Here is a 19,740-nt window from a genome sequence, read left to right as displayed (position 1 = left end):
ATATTCGGCTGTGCAGACGGTCGTCACCACAACTCAGTTTCTCCGCAAGGCTGAAAGCCTTTTCAGTCAGGACGACCTTGACGCGTTGGTAGACTTTCTCGCGTTCAATCCGCGTGCCGGTGTGGAGATTGTGGGAACGGGCGGCTTCCGTAAACTGCGCTATGCACTGCCGGGACGCGGCAAAAGCGGAGGCGCGCGCGTGATCTATTTCTTCTTCGACGAAGACGTGCCGCTTCATCTGGTGTCATGCTTCGCGAAGAACGAAAAAGACAACATCAGTGCCGCCGATGTGAATACATTGAGCAAGATTTCGGCGGCGATCAAAGCCGAAGCCAGACGGAGGCGATCATGACGAAAGCAGGTGACGAAATCATCGCAGGCGCGCTGGAAGCACTCGCCCACATGCGCGGCGAACATGTTCCCGGTCTCGTCGTTCATCACATCGAGACCAACGACGTCGAACCCAAGATCGTCCGCAAGAAGCTGAAGCTCACGCAAACCCAGATGGCGCTGGCGCTCGGCACCAGCACTTCCGGCTACCGCAAGTGGGAACAAGGCCAGCGCGTTCCCAGCGGTGCGGCGCGCACGCTGCTGCGCGTCATGAACCAGGAGCCCGAGGCCGTGCTGCGCGTGCTCAACGAGCCGGTTGTGGTTTCACACCGCATAGCGGCAGAGTAGCCGCCCCTACTCCACCCGGTCCAGATACTGCGTCAGCGCGCTGACCAGATGGTAGAAAATGCTCGCCGGCACTTCCGTGGCGGACGCCCTGCCCTTTTCGTCGATCTGGTCGATCCACATGCCGGTTGGCGCGGGGTCGATGTGCCAGCGGAACAGGCGGCCGACGCGTTGTTCGATTTCGGGCTTGAGATCCGGGCCGTCCGTGCCGTCGAGCGCGATGGCCGCCTTGATGGCTTCCGACTGCGGCCAGGAGCGCGACAAACGATCAAGCGGCAGGCCCGCGCGTGACACCGCGCCATAAGCCAGCCCCGTCGCCCGGTTAAGGCCATTGGCGACGGCTGAGGCATAGAGCTTGCGGCCGAAGGGGATCAGGTCCTTCTGGCCGGATGCATGGGCGAAATCGATCAGCAGCGAGGCCCATTCGAAATGGTGGCCGGGCTCGGTCCACTGCCCTTTTTCTCCATCGGCGCGGCTCCAGTCATCCTCGAAGAACTCGCCAAGCGTCCAGGTATCGGCGTCGAAGAACGAGGAACGGAAGAGGTCGACGATGCGCGCGGCCCGTCTGAGATATGCGCGTTTGCCGGTCACCTGATGCCAGGCGAGAAACGCTTCGAGCAGATGCATATGCGGGTTGGAGCGCCGCAGGCCCTTGCCTTCGGATGTCTCGAGGAAGCCCGTCAGGCGCTGGTCTTCCAGATGCTCATCGAGGAACTCGAAGGTCGCATCGCCGAGCCGCATCGCATCTCGGTTGCCGACTGCGTGGGCATGCGCCAGCGCCAGCAGAACGCAGGAATGGTCGTAGGCGTCCTCGGTTGGATCGATCACGCGGCCGTCCACCGACAGTGTGCGCACGAAGCCGCCGCGCACCGTGCGCGCCTTCAGCGCCAGAAACTCGATGCCATGCGCGATCAGCTGCTCGGCATTGCCGTTCCAGCCCTGTTGTTTGGCGATCGCGAAGGCATAGATCTGGCGCGCCTGGGTCCGTACGCGCTTGTCGCGGCCGATCACCGGCTGACCGTCGAAGGACAGCGCTTCATGAAACCCGCCATGGGTGCGATCGACGCCGTTCTCGCTCCAAAGCGGCAGCGTTTCCTCGAACAGCCAATGGCGAACGCGCTTGCGCCACGCACCGCTTTCCACGATGCGATCTTCGGTCGGCGTGAAACGCGTTTCGAGACGGCCGCTTTTTTCCAGCTGCTCCACGATCTTCTTGACGTGCTGCGAATGCGTGACGGGCGCCACGAAGGTTGCATCCAGCGTCGAAACCACCGCGACATCCTTCATGCCGATCGCGGTCAGCAAGCGGCCATGACTGCGGAAATACGCGTTTTCGCAATCGATCGCGACGACGTCGCCGAGCTTCACATTGCCCTTCTCGTCGGCCTGCGAGACTTCCAGCAACGACTGCCAGGAGCCGAGATCGCTCCACTTGAAGCCGGCCGGCACCATGGTGATGTCGTCGGCGCGCTCCATGACGGCATAATCGATGGAGTCGGAAGGAACGTCGGCGTAAAGCTCGGCTGGCAGGAACACGCCGCCCACTTCGTCCGAAGCCTGCACAAGTGCTGCCTCGGCCTTGTTCCAGATTTCCGGAGCCAGTTTGGCGAAGGCGTCGCGCATGGCGCTCGCCTTGAACAGGAAGATGCCAGCATTCCAGTAGAAGCCGCCATCGTCGAGATAGCCCTCGGCGGTCGCGAGATCGGGCTTTTCCACGAACCGTTTGACCGTTCGCGGCTCATCGGGATTTTCCCCCTGGGCACCCGGCGCTTCGATATAGCCATAGCCGGTTTCCGGCTGCGTCGGCTTCACGCCGAACACAACGAGGCTGCCGGCCTTAGCCGCCGGCACACCGCTTTCGATCGTCGCCCAGAACTGCGCTTCGGTGGAAATCTCGTGGTCAGACGGCAGGATCAGCACTAGCGCGTCGTCATGCTTGGCGAGCACGCGCAGTGCCGCGACTGCCACGGCGGCTGCCGTGTTGCGGCCCATTGGCTCGAAGATCGCCGCGCCGCCGGCGAGATCGATGGGCGCCAGATCATTGCGCACGCGCTCGGCATGGCGTTCGGAGGCGATGAGATAAACCGGCGTTTCGCCTGATGTGCGCGCCTTCAGCCGCTTCACCGTCTTCAACAGCATCGAGCCGCCGCCGGACAGGTCGTGGAACTGCTTGGGATTGTCTTCGCGCGACAAAGGCCACAGGCGCGAGCCCACGCCGCCGCTCATCACGAAGCCGACGATCCGCTCGGCCGAAGCGTTTGTGCTCTTTGTATCGGAAGCGCGCGCATCCATGATCGCGATCTCCTTAGAACGTCTGGTTGTAAGCGCCGACGGCGTCGTTCTTCCGCAGAACCGCATCGACGGCTTCGAACATCGCACGGCGACGCTCCGACGACACCGGGCTTTCGATCACCACGACCAGCTCCGGCTTGTTGGAGGACGCGCGCACCAGTCCCCAGGTGCCATCTTCCGCCGTGACCCGGATGCCGTTGACCGTCACGATGTCCACGATCTGCTGTCCGGCCAACGCCTCGCCGCGCTCGCGCAGGGCGGTAAGATCGGCGGTCACCTTGTCCACCACGCCATACTTCTTGTCGTCGTCGCAATGCGGCGACATGGTCGGGGTGCCATAGGTCACCGGCAGCGCACGATAAAGATCGGCCATCGAGCGATCGGGGTTGCGGTCGAGCATCTCGCAAACGGCCAGCGCCGTCACCAGCCCGTCGTCATAGCCGCGCCCGATCGGCGGGTTGAAGAAGAAGTGCCCGGATTTCTCGAAACCGGCGATCGCATCCAGCTCCTTCACGCGGCGCTTGATATAGGAATGGCCGGTCTTCCAGTAATCGGTCTTAGCGCCCTTGCCCCTCAAGTCCTCGTCGGACAGGAACAGGCCGGTCGATTTCACGTCCACCACGAACTGTGCGTCGGGATGCTGGCCGGCGATATCGCGCGCGAGCATCACGCCGACCTTGTCGGCAAAGATCTCGTTGCCTTCATTATCCACCACGCCGCAGCGGTCGCCGTCGCCATCGAAGCCGAGGCCCACATCAGCGCCGACTTCGAGCACCTTGTCGCGAATGGCATGGAGCATTTCCATGTCTTCCGGGTTCGGGTTGTAGCGCGGGAAGGAGAAGTCGAGTTCGGTATCGAGCGGTACGACTTCGCAGCCCAACCGCTCCAGCACCTCCGGGGCAAACGCGCCCGCCGTGCCGTTGCCGCAGGCCGCAACGACCTTCAGCTTGCGCTTGATGCGTTTGGTTTGGACGAGATCATCGACATAGGTCTGGCGGAAATCATCCACGAAGCGATAGGTGCCGCCGCCTTGAAGATCGAAGTCGCCGTCGAGCACGATCCGCTTCAGCGCGCTCATTTCATCCGGCCCAAAAGTCAGCGGCCGTTCGCAGCCCATCTTCACGCCGGTCCAGCCGTTCTCGTTATGCGACGCCGTGACCATCGCGACCGATGGAAGGTCGAGCGCAAACTGTGCGAAATAGGCCATCGGCGACAAAGCCAGGCCGATGTCATGCACCTCGGCGCCACCCGCCATCAGCCCTTGCGTCAGCGCGATCTTGATTGCCATGGAATAGGAGCGGAAGTCGTGACCCACCACGATGCCCGGCGCCACACCGCGCCGTCGGATCAGCGTCGCCAGCCCCATGCCCAGCGCCTGCACGCCCATCAGGTTCAGTTCAGGGGCCTTGTCGCTCGCCGGATGCCCGAACCACCAGCGCGCATCATATTCGCGAAAGCCGGTCGGCTTCACCAGCGGCGTGGTTTCAAAGGCGAAGGTGTTGGGCAGAAGGTCGTCGGCAGGCTTGAAGCGCATATCGGACTCAGGGATCACACAGGCAGATACTGCGCCTTATGCCGAACCCCGCCGCGTTTTGCTACGGCAAACAACCAATTGCCGGCAAAGACTTGCGCGCACGATCAGTGAGTTACTCTACGCCATCACAGAACGATGCTGATGTTTACTTGGTCAGCCAAGCAACATGATAACTATCTCTCAACCGGCAAAGACGTTCGCGCGCCTGATCTTGAGATAACCCTGATCTCCGCGCGCAAGGCGGGTTTCGGGCGCAACGTCCAGTTCAACCGGCTCGCCATTGTCCAGTCTCGCCAGCACGCGACGATTATCCGGCCGGTCGATCACGCGCGTGACCGTCGCATGGACCCCCTCCCCCTCGCCGGTCCATTCCAGATCGGCCGGCCGTACGTAGATCTCGGCTTGCCCGTCGCGGATGTCAGGAGCCGCAACATTCGCGCCGCCGAGAAAAATCTGTCCACCCCGCGCATGTCCTTGCAGGCGATTCGTGTCACCGAGAAATCGCGTCACGAAAGCCGAGTTGGGGCGACGCGTGACGTCTTCCGGCGTTCCTTCCTGAACGATCTTGCCGCCGTTCAGGATCACGACGCGGTCGGCCAGATCGAGCGCTTCTTCCTGATCATGCGTCACAAACAGCGTGGTGATGCCGAGTTTTTCCTGAATTGCGCGCAGCCAAATGCGCAAATCGCGCCGAACGGCTGCGTCCAAAGCGCCAAATGGCTCGTCCAGCAGGAGCACTTTCGGATCCACGGCCAGCGCCCGGGCCAAAGCGACGCGCTGCCGCTGACCACCGGAAATCTGGTTCGGAAAGCGATCCGCCAGCCCTTCGAGCTGCACCAGAGAAAGCAGCTCCTCCACGCGGTCCGCAATCGCCTTTTTCGAGCGCTTCACCTTCGACACCTTCATGCCGAAAGCGATGTTTTCGCTCACCGTCATATGCGGGAACAAGGCATAATGCTGGAACACGAAGCCGACGCCGCGCTCCCTCACTGGGATAGTGGTAGCATCTTGATTCCCAAAGGAAATCGTTCCGCCATCGGCATATTCCAGGCCGGCAATCATACGCAGGATCGTGGTCTTGCCGGAGCCGGATGGCCCGAGCAGCGCAACCAGTTCCCCGCTCGCCACTTCCAGGGAAACGCCATGCACGGCACGAAACGTGTCGAAGCTCTTCACGACCTGATCGAGGCGGATTTTCATGATGTTGGTTCCTCGGCAATCATGCTCGGCGCGGCAATGCTGACGCGACTGCGCCGCCCGGCGCCGCGCCTTTCCAGCGCAACCTTGGCGATGATGGTAACAACCGCCAGAACGGTCAGGATCGAAGCCGCCGCAAAGGCGCCGGCGGTCTGATAATCGTGGTAAAGCAGTTCAATATGCAGGGGTAACGTATTGGTTTGTCCGCGAATATTGCCGGACACCACCGATACCGCGCCGAACTCGCCCATCACGCGCGCATTGCACAGAACCACCCCGTAAAGCAGCGCCCATCGCACATTCGGCAAGGTCACCGACCAGAACGTCCGCCAGCCCGAAGCGCCCAGCGATGTCGCAGCTTCCTCCAGATCGCGCCCCTGCGCCTGCATCAACGGGATCAGCTCGCGCGCTACGAAGGGTGCCGTCACGAACATGGATGCGAGCACAATGCCCGGAAGTGCGAAAAGGATCTTGATATCAGCGGCTTGCAGAGCCGGACCAAGCAATCCCTGCAGACCATAAACGAAGAGATAGGCCACACCGGCCACGATCGGGGAGATCGAGAACGGGATTTCGATCACGACGATCAGGAGCCGCTTGCCGGGAAAATCGAACTTGGTCACCGCCCATGCGGCGGCAACGCCGAAGGCGGTGTTGATCGGCACCGCGATGAGCGCCGTGATCACCGTCAGCAAGATCGCATGCAGCGTGTCTGGCTCACCGATGGCGGCAGTAAAGGCTTGGATTCCAAGGGAAAAAGCCTGCACGAAGATGACGATCAGCGGCGCCAGAACCAGCACCGCACCAACAAGAAGAACGAGCGCGATCAGCGTGCGGCGAACGGCTGGACTGTCGCCAACACGTGGCGGCTTGGCTTGATGGAGGCTCATCTCACGACCTTTGCGTATAGCGCAAAGCTCGTGCTTGCAGGAGGTTGGTGACCGCGAGCATGACGAAGGCTGTCAGAAGCAACACGGAGGCGACGGCAGCCGCTGCCTGATAATCGTATTCTTCCAACCGGATGAAGGTCAGCAGTGCCGTGATTTCCGTCTGCATCGGCTGATTGCCGGCAATGAAGATGATCGCGCCGAACTCGCCCAGGCTACGGGCGAAAGACAGCGATACGCCTGCCATCAGCGCTGGTGCGAGCAGCGGCAGGATCACCTTCCGGAAGATGGTCCAGTCCGAACCACCAAGCGATTGCGCGGCTTCTTCCAGCGCCGGATCAAGGTCTTCCAGAACCGGCTGCACGGTTCGCACAATGAAAGGAAGGCTGGTGAAAGCCATGGCAACCATGATGCCGAGCGGGGTGTAGGCAACGGAAATGCCGATAGCGGCCAGTGGGGCGCCGAACCAGCCATTGGCGGCAAACAAGGTGGTCAGCGCAATGCCGGCAACCGCCGTCGGCAGGGCGAAAGGCAGATCCACGATCGCATCCACCAACCGCTTGCCGGGAAAGCGATAGCGCACGAGAACCCAGGCCAGTGCCAGACCGAAGACAAGGTTGAAGACCGTAGCGACCGCCGCCGAACCTGCCGTGACCCGGTAGCTGGCCACCGCTCTTTCGGACGAGACGATGCGCCAGTAATCCGCAAAACCCAGCGTGCCCGCCTTGTAGATCAAGGCGCCAAGCGGCAGGACCACGATCAACCCGACGTAGAGAAGGGTTATTCCGAGCGTCAAAGGCAGGCCCGGCAGAACACGGCGCTTCAAATAATCATCCTTTGAACAAAGCAAGAGCCGGCATGCGTGGCACGCCGGCCTCCAGGCGACGTTCGATCAGCGGCTTCCGTAGATTTCATCCAGCAAAGCGCCGGAAGCGAAGTGCTCTTCCTGCACCTTGGCCCAACCGCCGAAGACATCCTCGACCGTGACCAAGCGCACCTGCGGGAACTGGTCCTTGAACTTGGCGGCAGTTGCCTCGTCATGCACGCGGTTGCCGTTTTCGGCGATGATGGTCTGGCCTTCCGGCGAATACAGGAAGTCGAGATAGGATTTGGCGAAATCGCGCGAGCCGCGCTTGTCGACGACGCGGTCAACGATCGCCACGGGGAACTCCGCAAGCACACTCATTTCCGGCACGACGATGTCGAATTTGTCATCGCCGAACTCCTTGGCAATGCCGCGGGTTTCGGTCTCGAAGGTGATCAGCACATCGCCGATATTGCGTTCAACAAAGGTCGTGGTGGCAGCGCGACCGCCCGTGTCGAACACCGGTACATTGTCGAACAGCTTCTTGACGAAGGCTTTGACCTGCTCCTCGTCGTCGCCAAACTTCTCTTTCGCGAAAGCGGTTGCGGCGAGATAGGTGTAGCGCGCGTTGCCGGAGGTCTTCGGGTTCGGGAACACGACCTTCACGTCGTCACGAACAAGATCGTCCCAGTTCTTGATGCCCTTCGGATTGCCTTCGCGCACAAGGAAGGCCGGCAAGGAGTAGTAGGGCGAGGCATTGTTGGCGAACTCACTCTGCCAATCGTCGGATACCGCGCCACCCTTCACCAGCGCATCAATATCCGTCACCTGATTGAAGGTCACGACATCGGCTTCGAGCCCTTCCAGGATCGCACGCGCCTGCTTGGATGAGCCGGCATGTGACTGGTCAATGGACTTGCCGGGGTTTTTCGCGACATAGGCCTCGTTGATCCTCGCGAAGAGCTCGCGCGAAATGTCGTAGGACGCATTGAGGATCTTGTCGGGCGACTGCGCGGAAGCCGGTCCGGAGAGAAGCGCGGCAAGAGCGGCGCCGAGAAAGAGAAGACGCATGAGGCGGGTCCTGAAGCTGAAACGTGCTTCACCCTAGCCTCCCCATCTCCTGGAGAGGAGGTAAGCTGCTCGCGCACTCCTCTCCTCCGATAGAATGTCCGCCTAAGAAAAGGCAGAACGAAGAAATGCTTTTCCGCTTGAGCGTCATGGTCGCTCAGTCGGTGGGATAAAGATCCTTCGCCCGGATGCGGTCGCGGATTTTCTCCTCGATCTTATCGACCGGCTTTTCATCGAAGCGGCCTGCAAGTTCGGTGGCCACTTGCTTCACCGGGATCATGACCTCCCCATGGGCCGCGGCGTCATCGACATATTGGTTGATGGCGGAAAGAAGTTCTGGGCTCGTCGTCATTGTCGTTCCTCCCAAAGACTGACGGGCCGAGTATGCCTCAGCCCGTCAGGAGTACAACAAGAAAGCAGGTCCTCAATGGGTTAGTCGACGAACTCGACCTTGGTGTCTTTCGCCTTCACCAGTTCGGCCAAACGACCGACATCCCAGTTGGTCAAGCGGACGCAGCCATGGCTTTCGCTTTTGCTGACGAGGTTCGGCAAGGCCGTACCATGAATGCCATAGGTCGGCTTCGACAGATCGATCCAGACGTTGCCGACAGGACCATTGGGACCAGCTGGCAGCTCCATCTTCTCTTTGTTGTCGCCCTGCTTGAAGTTGACCTCAGGATTGTAGGTGTAGGTCGGGTCCTTCACAACGGCGACGACTTCTACATTGCCCGACGGCGATGGTGTGTCATCCGAGCCGATCGAGGCTGGCGCCACGAACACCGGCTCTTCGGCATCGCCGGCATAGGCACGCAATTCGCCTTTGGCCTTGTCGACGAGGATCCGCGTGACTTCCCCTTCCGGAGCGCCACCCGGGGCTACAACGGTGATCTCGGTGCCAGCCTTTTCAAAATCCGCATCCGGATTGAGCGCCTTGAGGAGATCCTCATCCATATGGAAACGCTCGGCCAGCATTTCGGTGACATTGTGGTAGCCGATCTGGTCCAGCTCGGCCAATTCGGCATAGTCATCCGGCAGGTCGGGGAAATAAGGTCCCTCGATGTCTTCCGCCGTCAGCTCATAGGTCTGGATCGGGCTTTTGGTATCCTGGGAAAGGCTTTCCCAAAGCTGCTCATCCAGCTCGTCACCGGCAGGCAGGCCGTTCACAGCGCGATATGCGGCAACGGCCTTGCGGGTGTTCCCGCCCAGCATGCCATCGATCTCCCCGGGCGACGTATAGGCGCGATCAAGCAGCACCTGAACGCGGATCAGAAACGGATCAGCTTCGGCTTCGGCCTCGTTTGCGGCGGGCTTGTCGTCGCCTTCGTCGTTCGCGGCCTTTCTTTCGGCCTCATCCAACTGCTCCTCGGCTTCTGGATTGGCAGACACCTGGGCAGCAGCCTCGTCGGGCACATCGGTGGATTGTTCGGGGGTTTCCACAACGGCATCAGGCTGGCCTGGGACTGCTATCTTCGCAGCGTCCGGCTTTGCTTCTCCAGTGTCGGCCGCCTCGACATCGCCGGACTGCTGATCGATCTCGAGAACAGGTTGCTCGCCGTCCTTCTTCGTTTCATCACCGGATTTGCTTTCCTTGCTCTGCTGCCAGCTCTGGAAAGTGGCATTGGCAATGGCATCAGGCTCGATGGGCGCCGCATAGGCAAAGGATGCCGCCATTGGCATGATTGCAAGGATCGTAGCTAGTTTCAGCGTTGTCTTGTAGATCACCGTGCCCACCATCTTCTAGAGATTTCGAGCTTCAACGATCAAGCAGGACAATAGCTCCATTTTTAATGGAGGATCTTTTGAAATATGGGCGCAGGATTAAAGGAAGTAGCCCAGCAGAACGACGATGATCAGCCCGAACAGTACAAGGGTCAGCAACCAGCCCAGCAGATTGGGCGGACCATCCCGGTGCCTGTCGTAATCGCTCATTGCCTTGTCTCCGTCGCGGCCGACCAGAGGCCCGGCGTTTCGTTCGGGCAAAGCGATTCGATCCCGCCCTCGTCACGCTTATCCGCCAGAAAAACGAGGCAAGGGCAAGACCTCGTTCCCGTTGAACGGCGACGGTTTATTCGGTTGCCGCGTCGGCAGAGGCTACGATGCCTTTGTCGTCGAACATCGACGTGCTGCCACCGGCAATGAAAACCAGGACGATAGAGGCGAACAAGCCTCCCCAAATCAGAAATAGGCGCATGGTGTTATCATTCACTTGGTTGAGTGGATGATTAACGGAGGTAAACTCAAGCGGTTCCCTGCCCCTTGCTTACGTGGCGAGCGGCGTGGCGGGAAGGCAACAGCTGAAACGCGGGGGAAGGCTCTGAGATCGTCTTTGCGGATGCTGGTTCATCCGCTCGATCCCTTGAGCAAACTGGTCGGAGTGAGAGGATTCGAACCTCCGACCCCCTCGTCCCGAACGAGGTGCGCTACCAGGCTGCGCTACACTCCGTGACCAGTGGCGGGCTTATAACTTTGCCGTTCGCTCTTCGCAAGCGGGCTTCATTGCATTTTGTGTGGAGGCCAGGCGGTCACTTCTGGGATTTCTTTCGACCAGAAAACAACCATCGATTTCATTATCGCATACTTAATTCCCGGGAAACATCTTCTGATTGTATGAGCCCAAAAGTAACTCTGCGTGTATGTGGTTTCATGAAGGGAAAGTTGCGGATCTGGTTCGGCAATTTCTTCGAATGCAGGAATGGCACTGCAGCGGTTGAATTCGCCTTGCTCTCTCCCCTCTACATCCTTCTGCTGATGGGTTTGCTGGCCTACGGCATTTATATTGCCGCGGCCCATTCCGTTCAGCAGATAGCCGCCGATGCTGCCCGCATCGCCGTGGGCGGGATTGACAATGCGGAGCGCCAGAAGCTCGTTACCGACTTCGTGTCGGGTCATTCGCAAGGCTACGCCTTCGTGGAGCCGAACAAGTTATCCGTCGCCGTGAGCCAAGCGACTGCCGGCGACGAATATTTTGTCGTGACACTCACTTACGATGCCGCCGACCTGCCGATCTGGCAGCTGGCGAGCGACCTGCCTTTGCCGCAAACGGCGATCGTGCGGCAATCCGTCGTGCGGATTGGGGGCCTGTGAGCCATGTCGCGGCTGGGCGCCTTCAAGCGCAATCAAGACGGCAATTTTTCCACACTGACGGCGATCGTCTTTCCCGTTCTTCTCCTAGGTGTGGGGCTGACCCTCAATGCGGGCACCCTGTTCCTGCAAAAGCGCAACCAGCAGGCGGTTACCGATCTTGCGGCCATAACGGCGGCGGCGCATCTGGCGAAGTCTGGTGAAGCCGCGATGATGACCTTTGCCGACAATGGTATCACCGGCATGAGCCTCGCGACCTCGAGCGTCGGGGCGGTCGACACGCTGAAGGTGGAGCCGGGACACTACGATCTTCTTGCGTCCAAGCCCCTGGAGCAACGGTTTTCGCCAGGCACGGTCGCGATCAATGCCGTGCGCGTTTCCGCGCATAAGGAAGGCGAGATTTATTTCCCGACACCGGTGCTGAACGATACGGTGATCGGCACGAGCGCTGTTGCCTTGATCGAGCCGGAAGCGAGTTTCTCGATCGGCTCGCGACTGGCGGATGTGGATAGCACCGCCAGCCCGGTCATCAACAGCGTGTTGGGCGCTCTGCTGGGAACCAGCCTCAAGCTCGATTTCAACGGCTATCGTACGCTGCTGAACACCGAGATCGATGCTTTCTCGTTCATGGATGCCCTGGCCGGTGACCTGAAGCTGACGGCAGGCACCTATCAGCAGGTTCTGGACAGTTCGGCGTCGGTCGGGACGATCCTCAAGGCGGCTGCGAAGGTTCCGGGGCTCAGTGCCGATGCAAAGACCGCGCTTTCTGCGATTGCCACTGCGCTGCCTGCGAAAACGCCTGCCCTGCCGCTCAGCAAGCTGATCAGTCTGGACAAGGCAGCTTCGAACAAGATCGGCACACGACCGGTGCATCCTGGCGCTTACAAAGCACCGGAGGTGCGTCTCCTGAGTCTCATCAATGCTGCGGCCGCACTCAGCAACGGCAAGAACCAGGTAGCGGTGAATACGGGGCTGGATATCCTGGGCTTATCGAAGGTCACTGCAGATATTGCCATCGGCGAGCCGCCGCAGAGTTCTGCGTATCTGACCATGAGCAAAGTCGGCGCATTCGTTTATACGGCACAGACGCGTGTGCGGATCGTTGCCACTGTAGGTCTTCTTCCAAACATACCCCTGCTGCCGCTTCCAACGACCGAGATCACCGTCCCGCTGCTGCTTGATATCGGCAGTGCCCGTGGTGAATTGACGGCCGTGTCCTGCCGCAACAATGATGTAACTACAGCGTCCGTATCGATTGCGGCGCGTCCGGCAGTTGCACAGATGTATATCGCCGATGTGCGAACCCCGTCTGAGATCAAAGACTTCACGCACCTGCCAACGCTGAATGACGCAACGCTTGTCACCGTCGGCACCACCGGCATTCTGGGCGATCTTGTCAGTTTGAAGGTGACCGCGGGGAAAGGTTCGGGGGTCACCGCGGCGATCAGCAATGTTCGCGATACACCGCTGACCTTCAACGCGTTGGCCATCGAGGGTCACACCATAAAGACCGCGTCGACCCAAAACGCCGCAGATACATTGACGGCAAGTCTTCTCAAAAACCTCGCCCTGAACGTAGAACTCAAGCCGTTTAAGGCCGGGGTTGATGTTAGCGCGGTTGTTAGACCGACTCTCGCCAATGCCGTGAAGTCCCTCGACACCTTGCTCGATACGATCCTCGCCTCGCTCGGCGTAAAGCTCGGTTCGGTGGATGTGTGGATCAACGGCGTGAACTGCAGTCAACCTGTGCTTGTTCAGTAAGGCGTTTCGGATGCTCCAATTTGAGCAGCAAGCACCACGCTTCGGGCGGGGCAGGTCATGCGGCCGTCCTCGGTTTTCGTGCCATCGACGGCCCGCCAGACCAATTCCCCATGAGCCGGAAGAGCAAAGGCGCAGGGTTGGTCGGCACCGTTGATCAGGATGGCGATGCGTCCAGCGTCGGTTCGACGGATCAAAGCGAGCTGTCGGTTCTGCTCGTCGTGCCAGTCGGCTTCGGTAAAAGCCTCGCCATCGGGGCGCTGCCAATTGGCATCGGCATCGTTCAGAAACGCAGCGGCATCGGGCTCGATGAACAAGCGGCGGAAGCGCGTTAGATTTCGCGCATGCGCGAGCAGTTCGGCATCGGCATGGGACCAGTCGAGCCAGCTGATTTCGTTGTCCTGAGCATAGGCGTTGTTGTTGCCACGCTGGGTGCGGCCAAACTCGTCGCCAGCGGTCAGCATGATCGTGCCGATCGAGGCGAAGAGTGTGCCTAGCAGTGCCTTGAGGTCGCAGCGCCGTACGTTCTGGATTGCGGGATCGTCGCTTTGACCTTCGACACCGTGGTTCCACGACAGATTGTCGTTGTGCCCGTCACGATTATCTTCGCCATTGGCGGCATTGTGCTTGTGCGTGTAGGCGGTGAGATCGGCCAGCGTCATACCGTCATGCGCGGCGATGAAGTTGATCGTGCGCGTGTTCGGCCGATCGGCACGGGCGAAGATGTCAGAGGAACCGGATAATCGCGTAGCCAGATCGGCCAGAGACCCGTCGCCGCGCCAGAACCGTCTGACATCGTCGCGATAGCGGTCGTTCCATTCGAGGAATGGTGCCGCGAACCGACCGAGCTGATAACCTTCCGGGCCGATGTCCCACGGTTCGGCGATCAGCACCCGATCCGCCAGAACCGGGTCTTGTCGCATCGTCTCCAGCAGGGCGGCTTTTGGCGAGAAACCATGCGCGTTACGGCCTAGGATCGGCGCGAGATCGAAGCGATAGCCGTCGACGCCCGCATACAGAACGAAGTGGCGCAGCGCATCCAGAACAAGCTGTTGTACGACCGGCTGGTCGCAGGCGAGCGTATTGCCGGTGCCGGTATCATTTACCAGCCGGCCATCTGGCCCGTGGCGGAAATAGGTTCGCGCGTCGAGGCCACGCAGCGACAGCGTCGGCCCTTGCTCGTCGCTTTCGCCCGTATGGTTGAAGACGACATCGAGGATGGTGCCGATGCCGGCTTCTCTCAACGCCGCGACTGTGTCCCGCAACTCGGTCAATCCACCGGGCGCGAGACGCGGATCGAGCGCGAAATAGGACACGGGATTGTAACCCCAGGCATTGCTCAGCCCGAGCGGCGGCAGATGCCGTTCGTCGATCCAGGCGTGAACAGGCATAAGCTCAACAGCGGAAACGCCCAGCTTTACGAGGTGCTCGATGACGACGGACTCGGCCAAAGCGGCAATCGTGCCGCGTTTGGCCGATGGCACGTCCGGATGCTGCATCGTGAAGCCGCGGACGTTCAGCTCATAGATCAACCCACCTGGCTTGAAGACCGGCGGGTGTGGCTCGCATGGAGACGGAAGCTCTGTGACGATGCTCTTTGGCAACAGGCTCGCGGTATCGATCGCCTCCTCGCGGCGAGCACCGAGACGCGGATCGTAGCGGTAGGTACGGTCGATCGTCAGGGCGTAAGGATCGGTCAGCAGCTTGGCTGGGTCGAACCACAAGCCGGCGGCAGGATCATACAGACCATCTGCGCGGAAGCCGTAGCGCGCGCCGTTGCCGACACCGGGAAGATGCAGTGCGAACACGCCATCTTCCCCGCGCGACAACGCGTGTCGCGCAACTTCACGCTCGCCGCTTTCATCGAACAATGACACCCAAATGCGCTCGGCCGCGCCGGACCAAACGGCGAAGCGCGTTCCATGTTTGTCTGGAACGGCGCCGAGCTTCATGCGCGCGGACGCAGTGGGATCATGTGATCACGCTCGGCTCGTTGCGGCCCGTCATGGCGCGAATGCCGGCGATCTCATCTGCGGCTGTGATAAGGTCGGCCAGCGCGTCCGGGGTTGGTACGTCGTGCTTCGCGGCATCGGGTTCGAAGCGCTCGATATAAACGCGCAGCGTCGCGCCGGATGTACCGGTGCCTGACAGGCGATACACGATACGCGAACCGCCCTCGAACAGGATGCGGATGCCCTGATTGGCGCTGGTCGAACCGTCGACCGGATCGAGATAAGAGAAGTCGTCCGCGGCCGCGATCGTCATGCCCTGCACGCTCGTACCGGCGAGGCGATCGAGCTTTTCGCGCAGTTCGGCAACGAGACCGTTGGCGGCTTGCGTGTCGACATCCTCGTAATCATGCCGCGCATAGAAGTTGCGGCCGTATTCCGTCCAATGCGCTTCAGCGATTGCCTTCACACTTTCGCGGCGCACAGCCAGAATGTTCAGCCACAGCAGAACGGCCCAGAGACCGTCCTTTTCGCGCACATGGTCTGAGCCCGTGCCAGCGCTTTCCTCGCCGCAGATCGTGACAAGACCGGCATCGAGCAGATTGCCGAAGAACTTCCAGCCGGTCGGCGTCTCGTAAGCCTTGATGCCAAGCTTCTCGGCCACGCGGTCGGCAGCGCGGCTGGTCGGCATGGAGCGGGCGATGCCCTTCAGGCCACCGGCATAGGCTGGCGCCAGATGTGCGTTGGCGGCGAGCATGGCCAGCGAGTCGGACGGCGTAACGAAGATACCCTTACCGATGATCAGGTTGCGATCACCGTCACCATCGGATGCCGCACCGAAGTCCGGCGCGTCATCCGACATCATCAGGTCGTAGAGTTCCTTGGCATGCACCAGATTCGGATCGGGATGGTGGCCACCGAAGTCTTCCAGCGGCACGAAGTTCTTCACGCTGCCTTCCGCAGCACCCAGCCGACGCTCCAGGATCTCCTTGGCGTAAGGGCCGGTGACCGCATGCATCGCGTCGAACGCCAGGCGAAAGCCGCCGGCGATCATTGCCTTGATGGCCGCGAAGTCGAACAACTCCTCCATGAGAGCCGCATAATCGGCCACGGAATCGATGACCTCGACATCCATGCTGCCGACCTCAACGCGGCCGATCTTATCGAGATCGACGTCCGGCGTTTCGCAGATCGTGTAGGTCTCGATCACCTTGGTGCGGGCATAGATCGCTTCCGTCACCTTCTCCGGTGCCGGGCCGCCATTGCCGGTATTGTACTTGATGCCGAAGTCCTCGTTCGGTCCGCCGGGATTGTGGCTGGCCGACAGGATCAAACCGCCGAACGCCTTGTTCTTGCGGATGACGTTGGACGCAGCCGGTGTCGACAGGATGCCGCCCTGCCCCACCAGCACGCGACCAAAGCCATTGGCCGACGCCATCTTGATCGCGATCTGGATGACCTCGCGATTGAAGAAGCGACCGTCGCCGCCGATCACCAGCGTCTGGCCTTCGAAGCCCTCCAGACTGTCGAACACTGACTGAATGAAGTTCTCGACATAGTTCTGCTGCTGGAAAACCGGCACCTTCTTGCGCAGGCCGGATGTTCCCGGCTTCTGGTCCTGGAACGGCGTGGTGGAAACGGTTTTCATAGGTGTGTTCCCCGAAGAAGCGAGCGATAAACGTCGATATAGCACTCGGCGCTGTGGTCCCAAGAGACATCCGACTTCATCGCCTGCGTTTGCATCTGCCGCCAAGCGTCAGGTTCGCGATGCACGTTAAGGGCACGCCGGATGGCGTTCAGGAAAGGCTGTTTGGCCAGCGGCTCGAACTGGAAGCCGGTCGCGACCTTTGCAGTGAGCGCAGCCTCGTTGGCGTCGATGATCGTATCGGCCAGGCCGCCCGTGCGCGTCACGATCGGCACGCAGCCATAGCGCAGTCCGTGCAGCTGCGTCAGGCCGCAAGGCTCGAAGCGAGACGGCACGAGGATGGCGTCGGCGCCGGCCGTCAGCTGATGCGACAGTGCTTCGTCATAGCCGGTCACCACACCGATGCGGCCGGGATGGCGACCGGCTGCGGCATGGATTTCGCCCTCGAAGCCGGCGTCGCCGTTACCCAGAAGGGCAACCTTGGCGCCCATGGCGACGATGTCGTCCAGACAGTCAACCAGAACGTCGATGCCCTTTTGCCAGGTCAGGCGGCTTACGAGGCACAGAAGCAGGCTGTCGTCACGATCAAGGCCGAAGCGCTCTTCCACATGGTGGCGGTTCGAGCGCCGGTCATCGAGATCGTCCGCCGAGTAATGCACCGGCAGATGCGGATCGGTTTGCGGATCCCATTGGTCGACGTCGATGCCGTTGACGATGCCGATCAGCGACGCTGACCGGCTGTTCAGAAGCCCTTCCAGCCCCATGCCAAATTCCGGCAAGCGGATCTCCTGCGCATAGCTGGGGCTTACGGTGGTGATCGCCCATGCGGACTGAAGGCCGGCCTTTAGGAAGCCCACCCCGCCGTAATATTCCACGCCGTGGATCGACATGGCTTCGTCGGGCAGGCCAAGCTCGGCAAAGATGCTGGCGTCATACTGACCTTGGAAAGCCAGGTTATGAATGGTGATGACGCTCGGCGTTGCAACCGCTGCACCATAGCGCATGTAAGCGAGCGTCAGCGCCGCCTGCCAGTCGTGAACATGAACGAGGTCGGGCCGGTAATCGGCCAGAAGGCCGCCTGCGATATCGGCGCCAGCGCGTGACAGGGCTGCGAAACGACGCCAGTTGTCGCTCCAATCCACTGCGCCATTGCCGTAGATGCCGCCGTCACGCTCAAACAGATGCGGCGCGTTCAGCACGAACAGCTTGAGACCGGCCACTTGCGCCTGGATGATCTCAGCCCAGCCGCCGTAGAACTCGCCCCATGCAAAGACGCTGCGCGCCGTGCCCGATGCATGAACGCGTGCCATGACTTGCGGGTAGCCGGGAACAAGCGTGGTGGTGCCGACACCATGGCGATCGAGCGCCAGCGGCAAGGCACCGGCCACGTCGGCCAGACCGCCGGTTTTGACGAGCGGGTAGATTTCGGACGCGACTGCGAGAACTTGCATCAGCTGTATGGGAGCCTGTCGATCATTTCCTGGGTGATGAGGCAGACCCCACCTTCGGACCGCCTGAAGCGGCGCGCATCCAAAGCGGGATCGAAGCCGACCGTCAAACCTTCCGGCACTTCGACGCCACGATCCAGAACCACTTTGCGCAGATTCACATTGCGGCTCACGATGCAGTCCGGCATCACCACCGCTTCTTCCAGCGATGAAAACGAATTCACCCGTACGCCAGTGAACAAAAGGCTGCGGCGCAAGGAAGCGCCGGACACGATGCAATCGCCCGACACCAGAGACGAAACAGCCGATCCGCGTCGGCCCTCCTCGTCATGCACGAACTTCGCCGGCGGCCGCACTTCGGCATAGGTCCAGATCGGCCATTCGCGATCGTAAAGGTCGAGCTCCGGCACAACATCGGTCAGGTCGATATTGGCTTCCCAATAAGCGTCGATCGTGCCGACATCGCGCCAATAGGCCTTGTCCTCAAAGCGCGACTTCACGCAGGAGGTGGAGAAACGATGCGCGACGGCTTTGCCGTGGCTGACGATGTAGGGAATGATGTCCTTGCCGAAATCTCGACTGGAACCGGCGGTCGCAGCATCCCGGCGCAGCTGGTCGAACAAGAACTTGGTGCGGAACACATAGATGCCCATCGAGGCCAGCGCCATGTCGGGCTTGTCCGGCATGGCCGGGGGATCGGCAGGCTTTTCCACGAAGGCCGAGATGCGATCCTCGCCATCCACATGCATCACGCCGAAGCCGGTGGCTTCCATGCGCGGCACTTCCAGGCAGCCGACGGTCACATCGGCGTTCTGGTCGACGTGCTGACGCAGCATCAGCTCGTAGTCCATCTTGTAAACGTGATCACCGGCCAGGACCACCATGAATTCGGGATGGTAATCCTCGATGATGTCGATGTTCTGGAACACGGCGTCGGCCGTGCCCTCATACCACTGGTGTTCGGAAACGCGCTGGCTGGCCGGCAGGATGTCGAAGCTTTCGTTGCGCTCGGGATGAAGGAAGTTCCAGCCCTGCTGCAGGTGGCGGATCAGCGAATGCGCCTTGTACTGCGTTGCCACGCCGATGCGGCGGATGCCGGAATTCAGCGCATTCGAAAGCGCAAAATCGATGATGCGCGATTTGCCGCCGAAATAAACGGCCGGCTTTGCGCGACGATCCGTCAGTTCCTTCAGCCGGCTTCCGCGCCCTCCGGCAAGCACATAAGCCATGGCGTCGCGCGCCAAAGGCTGCTCACGATTCCTGCCCATCTTTCCTCCCGCCTGCACGTCCAGTCTCGATTGTCATTCTCAGTGCAAATTGCACCATTGTAGCTAGAGGGGGAATGGCGAAAGTCGCGATCCTTTATGCTTTATTTTGTGGAATACGCCTATGACAAAAGGG

General features: G+C 60.7%; 17 protein-coding genes and 1 tRNA gene. 4 read left to right on the top strand and 14 right to left on the bottom strand.

Going from position 1 to position 19,740, the window contains the following annotated elements; all coding sequences use genetic code 11:
- The first annotated feature begins 10 nt into the window (after positions 1-10).
- Both JYU29_RS03935 and JYU29_RS03930 read left to right on the top strand, forming a co-directional pair.
- Positions 11-352 carry a type II toxin-antitoxin system RelE/ParE family toxin gene (locus JYU29_RS03935; RefSeq protein WP_213983433.1) on the top strand — a complete coding sequence of 114 codons (342 nt, stop codon included), beginning with the start codon at positions 11-13 and terminating at the stop codon, positions 350-352.
- Positions 349-678 carry a helix-turn-helix domain-containing protein gene (locus tag JYU29_RS03930; RefSeq protein WP_213983432.1) on the top strand — a complete coding sequence of 110 codons (330 nt, stop codon included), beginning with the start codon at positions 349-351 and terminating at the stop codon, positions 676-678. Before JYU29_RS03935 ends, JYU29_RS03930 begins: the two co-directional genes overlap by 4 nt.
- A 6-nt stretch (positions 679-684) precedes the next feature.
- Here the strand turns inward: JYU29_RS03930 and JYU29_RS03925 are convergent, their stop codons facing one another.
- From JYU29_RS03925 to JYU29_RS03885, 10 genes are all read right to left on the bottom strand, one after another.
- A complete protein-coding gene (locus JYU29_RS03925) occupies positions 685-2,967 on the bottom strand; it encodes a mannose-1-phosphate guanylyltransferase/mannose-6-phosphate isomerase (RefSeq protein ID WP_250157174.1) in 2,283 nt (760 codons plus the stop codon).
- A 13-nt stretch (positions 2,968-2,980) separates the two neighbouring features.
- Positions 2,981-4,501, bottom strand: a complete 1,521-nt coding sequence (locus tag JYU29_RS03920) for a phosphomannomutase/phosphoglucomutase (RefSeq protein WP_213983431.1) — start codon at positions 4,499-4,501, stop codon at positions 2,981-2,983.
- A gap of 180 nt (positions 4,502-4,681) precedes the next feature.
- Complete coding sequence (locus JYU29_RS03915) at positions 4,682-5,701, bottom strand: sulfate/molybdate ABC transporter ATP-binding protein (RefSeq protein WP_213983430.1); 1,020 nt, start codon at positions 5,699-5,701, stop codon at positions 4,682-4,684.
- Positions 5,698-6,588, bottom strand: a complete 891-nt coding sequence (gene cysW / locus JYU29_RS03910) for a sulfate ABC transporter permease subunit CysW (RefSeq protein ID WP_213983429.1) — start codon at positions 6,586-6,588, stop codon at positions 5,698-5,700. Before cysW ends, JYU29_RS03915 begins: the two co-directional genes overlap by 4 nt.
- 1 nt (position 6,589) lies before the next feature.
- The gene (cysT, locus tag JYU29_RS03905) at positions 6,590-7,411 is read right to left on the bottom strand and encodes a sulfate ABC transporter permease subunit CysT (RefSeq protein ID WP_213983428.1); all 822 of its coding nucleotides are present in this window, start codon (positions 7,409-7,411) and stop codon (positions 6,590-6,592) included.
- A 66-nt stretch (positions 7,412-7,477) separates the two neighbouring features.
- Positions 7,478-8,461 (bottom strand): thiosulfate ABC transporter substrate-binding protein CysP, encoded by a 984-nt coding sequence (gene cysP / locus JYU29_RS03900; protein WP_213983427.1) that lies wholly within the window; start codon positions 8,459-8,461, stop codon positions 7,478-7,480.
- A gap of 154 nt (positions 8,462-8,615) precedes the next feature.
- Positions 8,616-8,810 (bottom strand): hypothetical protein, encoded by a 195-nt coding sequence (locus tag JYU29_RS03895; protein WP_213983426.1) that lies wholly within the window; start codon positions 8,808-8,810, stop codon positions 8,616-8,618.
- A gap of 80 nt (positions 8,811-8,890) precedes the next feature.
- Positions 8,891-10,180 carry a L,D-transpeptidase family protein gene (locus JYU29_RS18445; protein ID WP_347879845.1) on the bottom strand — a complete coding sequence of 430 codons (1,290 nt, stop codon included), beginning with the start codon at positions 10,178-10,180 and terminating at the stop codon, positions 8,891-8,893.
- Between the two features lie 343 nt (positions 10,181-10,523).
- Positions 10,524-10,649 (bottom strand): hypothetical protein, encoded by a 126-nt coding sequence (locus JYU29_RS18405; protein WP_284144891.1) that lies wholly within the window; start codon positions 10,647-10,649, stop codon positions 10,524-10,526.
- A gap of 175 nt (positions 10,650-10,824) precedes the next feature.
- Positions 10,825-10,901, bottom strand: a tRNA-Pro gene (locus JYU29_RS03885).
- Between the two features lie 200 nt (positions 10,902-11,101).
- Here JYU29_RS03885 and JYU29_RS03880 point away from each other — a divergent pair.
- A complete protein-coding gene (locus JYU29_RS03880) occupies positions 11,102-11,542 on the top strand; it encodes a TadE/TadG family type IV pilus assembly protein (RefSeq protein ID WP_213983425.1) in 441 nt (146 codons plus the stop codon).
- A 3-nt stretch (positions 11,543-11,545) separates the two neighbouring features.
- Entirely contained in the window at positions 11,546-13,300 is a 1,755-nt protein-coding gene (locus tag JYU29_RS03875; RefSeq protein WP_213983424.1) for a pilus assembly protein TadG-related protein, read from the top strand.
- Here JYU29_RS03875 and glgX read toward each other — a convergent pair.
- From glgX to glgC, 4 genes are read right to left on the bottom strand one after another with little or no spacing between them, the layout of a single operon-like run.
- Entirely contained in the window at positions 13,294-15,249 is a 1,956-nt protein-coding gene (gene glgX / locus JYU29_RS03870) for a glycogen debranching protein GlgX (protein ID WP_213983423.1), read from the bottom strand. The two genes, JYU29_RS03875 and glgX, sit on opposite strands and share 7 nt — an antisense overlap.
- A 19-nt stretch (positions 15,250-15,268) precedes the next feature.
- Positions 15,269-16,894, bottom strand: coding sequence for an alpha-D-glucose phosphate-specific phosphoglucomutase (locus JYU29_RS03865; protein ID WP_213983422.1), 1,626 nt, complete (start codon positions 16,892-16,894; stop codon positions 15,269-15,271).
- Positions 16,891-18,342: a glycogen synthase GlgA gene (glgA, locus tag JYU29_RS03860; protein WP_213983421.1), complete on the bottom strand. Its 1,452-nt coding sequence runs from the start codon at positions 18,340-18,342 to the stop codon at positions 16,891-16,893. Before glgA ends, JYU29_RS03865 begins: the two co-directional genes overlap by 4 nt.
- Positions 18,342-19,607, bottom strand: a complete 1,266-nt coding sequence (gene glgC, locus JYU29_RS03855; protein ID WP_213983420.1) for a glucose-1-phosphate adenylyltransferase — start codon at positions 19,605-19,607, stop codon at positions 18,342-18,344. The genes glgA and glgC overlap by 1 nt, the downstream gene beginning before the upstream one ends.
- Positions 19,608-19,740 lie beyond the last annotated feature (133 nt).

Source organism: Tianweitania aestuarii (genome assembly GCF_018457165.1).
Classification (GTDB): Bacteria; Pseudomonadota; Alphaproteobacteria; order Rhizobiales; family Rhizobiaceae; genus Tianweitania; species Tianweitania aestuarii.
This window is presented reverse-complemented; position numbering and strand designations above follow the sequence as displayed.